General features: G+C 73.4%; 6 protein-coding genes and 1 pseudogene. 4 read left to right on the forward strand and 3 right to left on the reverse strand.

Translation table 11 applies throughout. The annotated features are described in order from the left end of the window. Positions 1 to 606: pseudogene (locus VF665_RS14820) on the forward strand (sialidase family protein); the annotation flags it as partial. A 122-nt stretch (positions 607 to 728) separates the two neighbouring features. Then, the gene (locus VF665_RS14825; protein ID WP_331054216.1) at positions 729 to 1,457 is read left to right on the forward strand and encodes a zf-TFIIB domain-containing protein; all 729 of its coding nucleotides are present in this window, start codon (positions 729 to 731) and stop codon (positions 1,455 to 1,457) included. 75 nt (positions 1,458 to 1,532) lie between these two features. Here the strand turns inward: VF665_RS14825 and VF665_RS14830 are convergent, their stop codons facing one another. Then, on the reverse strand, positions 1,533 to 2,060 hold the full coding sequence (locus tag VF665_RS14830; protein WP_331054217.1) for a Yip1 family protein: 528 nt from the start codon (positions 2,058 to 2,060) through the stop codon (positions 1,533 to 1,535). A gap of 108 nt (positions 2,061 to 2,168) precedes the next feature. On the opposite strand from VF665_RS14830, the gene VF665_RS14835 reads away from it, so the two are divergent. Next, positions 2,169 to 2,993: a hypothetical protein gene (locus tag VF665_RS14835; protein WP_331054218.1), complete on the forward strand. Its 825-nt coding sequence runs from the start codon at positions 2,169 to 2,171 to the stop codon at positions 2,991 to 2,993. Beyond that, positions 2,980 to 3,558: a YqaA family protein gene (locus VF665_RS14840; protein WP_331054219.1), complete on the forward strand. Its 579-nt coding sequence runs from the start codon at positions 2,980 to 2,982 to the stop codon at positions 3,556 to 3,558. Before VF665_RS14835 ends, VF665_RS14840 begins: the two co-directional genes overlap by 14 nt. Positions 3,559 to 3,637: 79 nt before the next feature. Here the strand turns inward: VF665_RS14840 and VF665_RS14845 are convergent, their stop codons facing one another. Next, positions 3,638 to 4,264, reverse strand: coding sequence for a hypothetical protein (locus VF665_RS14845; RefSeq protein WP_331054220.1), 627 nt, complete (start codon positions 4,262 to 4,264; stop codon positions 3,638 to 3,640). Between the two features lie 178 nt (positions 4,265 to 4,442). Continuing rightward, positions 4,443 to 5,576: L,D-transpeptidase (locus VF665_RS14850; RefSeq protein WP_331054221.1), on the reverse strand; the 1,134-nt coding region annotated here is incomplete at its 5' end.

Consider the following 5,576-nt stretch of genomic DNA (forward strand, 5'->3'; position numbering starts at 1 on the left):
GCGCTCCTCCTGCGGTCGGTGGACGGCGGCGCCAACTGGACCAGCATCCTGGCCGCCACGTCCGGGGAGACGGTGCTGTCGGGCGTGTGGGGCGACGGCGCCACGGTGGTCGCCGTGGGGTACCGCGTGCCGGGAACAGGCGCCACCACCGCGTTCATCATGCGGTCCAGCAACGGCGGCGCAAACTGGACGGAAGCCAGCCTGGCCGGCACCGACAGCCGCCGCCTGAACGGCGTGTGGGTGTCCGGCGGCACCCTCGTCGCCGTGGGCCGTGAGACGGTGTCGCGCGACGCGGACGACAACCCCACCTACGGCGGCCTGGTGCTGCGCTCCACGGACGGCGGCGCCAGCTGGACCTCCGCCATTGCGCCGGGGGCGGAACTGCAGCTCGCCTCGGTGTGGGGCGCCTCGGCCAACGCGCTGTACGCGGTGGGCACCCGGGGCACGCTGCTGCACTACAACGGCACCAGCTGGAACCCCGCCACCCAGGGGTGGGTGCAGATCAGCAGCGGCGTGAGCGGCACCCTGTTCGACGTGGGCGGCTCGTCGGCGCGCGACGTGTTCGCCGTGGGCGCCGGCGGCGTGGTGATCCGCGGCCACCGCTGACCGCCCGCCGCACGATGGATCGACGGCCCCATCCTCCGCGCGGAGGATGGGGCCGTCGCTTTGTTCGATGCTCCGCCCGCGTTGGGTGAAACCGGCCGGCTGCCCCGTCCGTTCAGATGCACATGCCTGAAGCCGCTGTTCTCCGCTGCCCCGGATGCGGGGCCCCCGCCGCCGCGGACCTGCACGCCTGCGCGCACTGTTCCGCGCGGCTGGCCACCGTGGCGTGCCCGTCCTGCTTCGGGATGGTGTTCGCCGGAACGCGCCACTGCCCGCACTGCGGCACCCGCGCGCACCGCGCCGAAACCCTCGTCCCCGAAGACGTGGCGCTCTCCTGCCCCCGGTGCGCGGGGCAGCTGAACCCCGTGCAGGTGGGCGGGGCGCGGCTGCGGGAGTGCGCGCGCTGCGCCGGCGTGTGGGTCGCGCCCGACGACTTCACGCGGGTCACGGCCGACGCGGAGCAGCAGGCGGCGGTCCTCCGCTTTCGCGGCGACGGGCCGCCTCCCGCGCCGGTGGAGGCTTCGGTGCGCTACCTGCCGTGCCCGGGCTGCGGCACGCTGATGCACCGCGCCAACTTTCAGCGCATCTCCGGCGTCATCATCGACCAGTGCCGCGACCACGGCGCGTGGCTGGATGCGGATGAGCTGCGGCGCGTGGTGGAGTTCATCCGCGGGGGTGGCCTGGAGCGGGCGCGCGAGCGGGAAAAGCGGGCGATCGAAGAGGACCGGCAGCGCGTGCAGCGTATGCTGCGCGAGGCCGAAGCCCGGGCCCATCCCGCTCCCCTCACCAGCGCGCCCGGGCCGGTGACGACCGATCTGGTCCTGAAGACGCTCTTCCGGCTGATCGGCCTCTGAACGGCAGGTGGATGGATGACGAAGAGCCCCGGATCGGCACCGATCCGGGGCTCTTCGCATCCACCAGGGGCGGGATCAGAATACGCTGCCGAGCGCTCTCGCCCCGCCGAACAGCAGCCCCACCGCCACGCTGATCGCAACGTAGACCAGAAAGCCCACGACGGCCGTGCCGATCGCCTTGCCCGTGTCAAAGTCCAGCGCCTGCCGGATGGCGACGATCACGCACACCAGCGTCCAGATCGCGCCCACCAGGGCGAACAGCCCGCCCAGAATGGGGATCCAGCCGAGCAGGGAAAGCAGCCCCGGCGTCTGCGCAAAGCCGATGGTGCGCGCCATCTCGCCCCAGTCCGCCGTGCCGTGGAAGAGCCGCGTCCCCACGAAGTAGGTGACCGCCGACCACGCCGCCCAGCCCACCAGCGCCGAGATCAGCGCGCTCACCATCCCCGGGCCGCCGCTGCGGGCCGCGCCCAGCGCCGACGCGACCGCCACCAGCGCGACCACGCCCGCCGCCTGGCCCGTCGCCGTGCGGTCGTGCTCCACTTCCTCGTACGTGGCGACGTTGAGCATCGCCGCGCCCATCATGCGCTGGGTAAAAGTCGACATCCGCGTTCTCCTGTAGGGTCCGGGTAGGGGAGCGGCGCGTGGGATGAGAACCTATCTTCTCCCGTCCGACCATCGCCGCGCGTTCCATCCTGCATCCTACGCACCGGAATGACAAGAAGATTCCGCGGGCTGACGCTCGCCCTGCTCCTGGCCACGCCGCTCGCGGCCCACGCCCAGGCGCCGGATGCCGCCACGCTGGTGCAGCGGATGCGCGAGCGCGCCGCCGCCAACGTGGCCGGCGTGCGCAGCTACACGCTGGCGCTCACCGCCGGGCCCACGCGCACCCTGGCGTACGTGGAGCGCACGCCCAAGGGCGGATGGGTTCCCCGGCTGCAGCCCGGCGATCCGTCCCCGGTCCGCACGCTCCTGAGCAACACGCTGGACCTGTCGGACCTCGCCGGCACTGAGGCAGACGACCCGGATCGGCCGGTGCCGATGGGCGATGTGCGCGAAGACACGGCGGCGGGGCGCCGGGTGTACGCCGTGGCGCTGCGGCCGGCGGGCGGTTTCGGCGAGAGCGGCGTGACGTCGGTGGTGGCGATGGTGGACGCGGAAAGCTACGACCTGGTGCGCGTAGTCACCACGGCGCGCGGGCAGGTTAAAATGGGCGCGGCCGGTCCCGACATGGTGGTGCGCATGGACCTGCTGAACTACCGCGAGCGGATGGGGATGCGCCATCCCGGCGGGTACCACGTGCAGGGCTGGAACGTCATCCCGCCGATGGCGCCCGGGACGCGCGCCGAAATGCTCCGCCAGATGACCGCGGAGCGCGAGCGCATCGCCCACGATCCCGCGGCGCTGTGGATGTTCGACATCGGCGCGCGGATGCTGGAAACCGGGGTGATGGACCTGACGGTGAGCGTGGAGGTGGTGGCCGTCGATCAGCCGCCGCCCCCGGAGATGAAGATCCGGCTGCGGGATGCCGGCCGCTGAACCGGCGGGGCGGTGGGAACGATGGGCCAGGCACCCGGCCGGCCCCGCGATGCTGTTCGCCTTCGCCGTCGTGGAGGGCTGCCTGTTCCCCGCGCCCACGGAAGCGCTGTACGCGGCGCTGGCGCTCGGCCGGCCGCGGCGGGCGTGGGCGCTGGCCGCGCTCGCGGCGGCGGGATCGGTGCTGGGCGGCGTGATCGCCTGGCGCATCGGCGCGGCCAGCTTTGACCGCGTGGGCCGGCCGCTGCTGGAGCGCCACGGGCTGATGCCGCGTGTGGACGCCGTCGCAACGCTGTACCGCCGCAACGCCGGCCTGGCGCTGCTGACTTCCGGCTACACCCCGGTTCCCTACCTGCTCTACGGCGTGGTGGGTGGGGCGAGCGGCATTCCGCTCGGCACCTTCGTCTTCTTCTCCGCCCTGGGCCGCGGACTCAAGTACGCCGTCCTGGCCGGGATCGCGCGCGTGGCCGGGCCGCCGCTCCGGCGCCTTCTGGCGGACCATCCGCGCCGCATTGCCGCGGCCGCGGCCGTGCTGCTGGCCCTGGCCGTCGCGTGGTGGCTGCTCTGATCGCAATCGTGGATGAACAAGGCGCGGCACCCGGGGTCCGGGTGCCGCGCCTTTGTTCTTCCCGAGCCGACAGAGACCGTCAGCTTCGCGTGCGGGTGACGTTGATGGTCTGGCCGCAGAAGGTGCCCGCGACGGTGTAGGTGCGCGTCGCCGGGGTGCGGGTGCTCGTAAGGTCCACGCTGCACGTTCCGCTCTGTCCGGTGCTGCGCGCCCAGCTGAACGAGCCGCGCGTAGTGGCCGTGTGCACGCCGGGGACGCCGGCCGCCCACGCCTGCTGCGCCGCCACCTGCACGTTAGGCGTTCCGGTAAGGGTCAGGGTGGCGCCGGAGCCGCGGCGCGCGTTGAAGGCGCAGGCCGCGTCGGTGCGGGTGGCGGTGAGCGACACGTTGCCGGTGCGCGTCTCCGGGTCCGCGGTCACCACGCGCTGGCCGGCGAGCGTGCTGGTACCTCCCGCGGGGCACGGCTGCTGGCGCGAAAAGCTGGTGGTGGTGGTCATGGCCACGGCGTCGGCGCCGGCCGCCAGCGAGAACAGCGGGCCGCCCGACCCGTCAATGGCGCTCGCGCCGATCTCGTCCCACAGCGACGCGAGTTCCGTGGTTTCGTCGGCGGACAGCGCGGAGGCGGTGTCCACGGTGGGCGAACCATCGCAGGCGGCCAGCGCGAGCAGCCCCAGCGTGGCGGCGGAGAGCGGGTTGAAGCGTGCCATCGCGTCCTCGGTGAGATCGGGGTGAAGGGCCACGTGCGGACCGCGCGGTCCGCCCATGCAACTGTATACATCGCGCCCCGCGCTTCCGTTGGGAAGCCCCCCGCACGCCCCAAAAAGGAGCCCTCTCCACCAAGGGAGAGGGCTCCTGCTCTGCTTCCGCGTACAGACCGGCCGTGGCCTACTCGGGGCCGCGGAGGGCCAGGCCGTGGCGGTCGCGGTAGCTGTTTTCCGCGGACTGCAGGGCGTCCCAGGCGCGCTGGTCGGCGCGGGCCAGGACGGTGCGCGGCGCGCGGCGGGTGGGCCAGGGCGCGCCGGCCTCGTTCATGTCGCCCGGGTACAGCCCCAGCGAGCTTTCCACGATGGCGCCGGCGGCGCGGTCGCGGGTGGCGCGGTCCATCCGGGCCAGCGCGGACAGCGTGCGCAGCGGACGGAGCGTGTAGGCATCCGCCAGGAACGTGGCGTACTCGTCGCGCAGCGGGCCCGCGCCCATGCGCGCGTAGCGGCTCAGCAGCCCGGTGAGCGCCTCGTCGTCATCCTCCTTGGCGCCGCGGAAAAGGAGCACGCTCGCCACCTGGTGCCAGCTGGTCCGCGCGCCGCGCACCACCGCCGCCGCGTACAGCTCATCGTCCAGCCGGTCCAGCAGCGCACCCGTGTCTTCGCCCTCCAGTTCCACGATGAAGGGGTCGCGCGGCGGCGGGCCGCCGTTGCCGGAGCTTCGCGAAGCGGTGCGGGCAGGCGCGGGCGGCTCCCGGTCGGTGCCGCCGACAATGACGATCTCCGTTCCCACCTGCACGTTGTGGAACAGGCGAAGCGCGTCGGCGTTGCTCAGCCGGATGCACCCGTGCGACACGCGCTGGCCCAGCAGCTCCGGCTTGTCGGTGCCGTGGATCGCCAGCCCCTGCCCGATGAAGACCGCGGCGGAGCCCAGCCCGCGCGGAAAGCGGCGCGCCGGCGAGTTGGGCGGCGGCACCCGCAGCCCGTGCTCCACGAAGTACCAGTCCGGCGCAATCCAGTCCGGCTCAATCTCCTTGCGCACGACGTGGAACGCGCCGTTGGGCGTGGTGAAGTCCCACTCGCCGCGGCTGTGCTCCACGCGCAGCCCGGTGCCGGTGGCGGCGGGCGCGGACCAGAGCGCCGTGCGGCCCTTGGCGAAGTAGAGCCGGTTGGCGTCCAGGTCTACCACGACCGCGTAGCCGCCGCGGTCCATGGCGGCCGAGCGCACCCGGCCGAGCGGGTTGCGCGGCTCCGGACGACGTGTAGCGGCGGTGCGGCTGCCCGTGCGCGCGGGCGCATCCCCCTGCGCACGGCGCGC

Source organism: Longimicrobium sp., from assembly GCF_036387355.1.
Lineage (GTDB): Bacteria > Gemmatimonadota > Gemmatimonadetes > Longimicrobiales > Longimicrobiaceae > Longimicrobium.

Coding starts and splice junctions, on each gene's coding strand:
- VF665_RS14830 (WP_331054217.1), bottom strand. CDS start 2,060: ATGTCGACTTTTACCCAGCGCATGATGGGCGCGGCGATGCTCAACGTC.
- VF665_RS14825 (WP_331054216.1), top strand. CDS start 729: ATGCCTGAAGCCGCTGTTCTCCGCTGCCCCGGATGCGGGGCCCCCGCC.
- VF665_RS14835 (WP_331054218.1), top strand. CDS start 2,169: ATGACAAGAAGATTCCGCGGGCTGACGCTCGCCCTGCTCCTGGCCACG.
- VF665_RS14845 (WP_331054220.1), bottom strand. CDS start 4,264: ATGGCACGCTTCAACCCGCTCTCCGCCGCCACGCTGGGGCTGCTCGCG.
- VF665_RS14840 (WP_331054219.1), top strand. CDS start 2,980: ATGCCGGCCGCTGAACCGGCGGGGCGGTGGGAACGATGGGCCAGGCAC.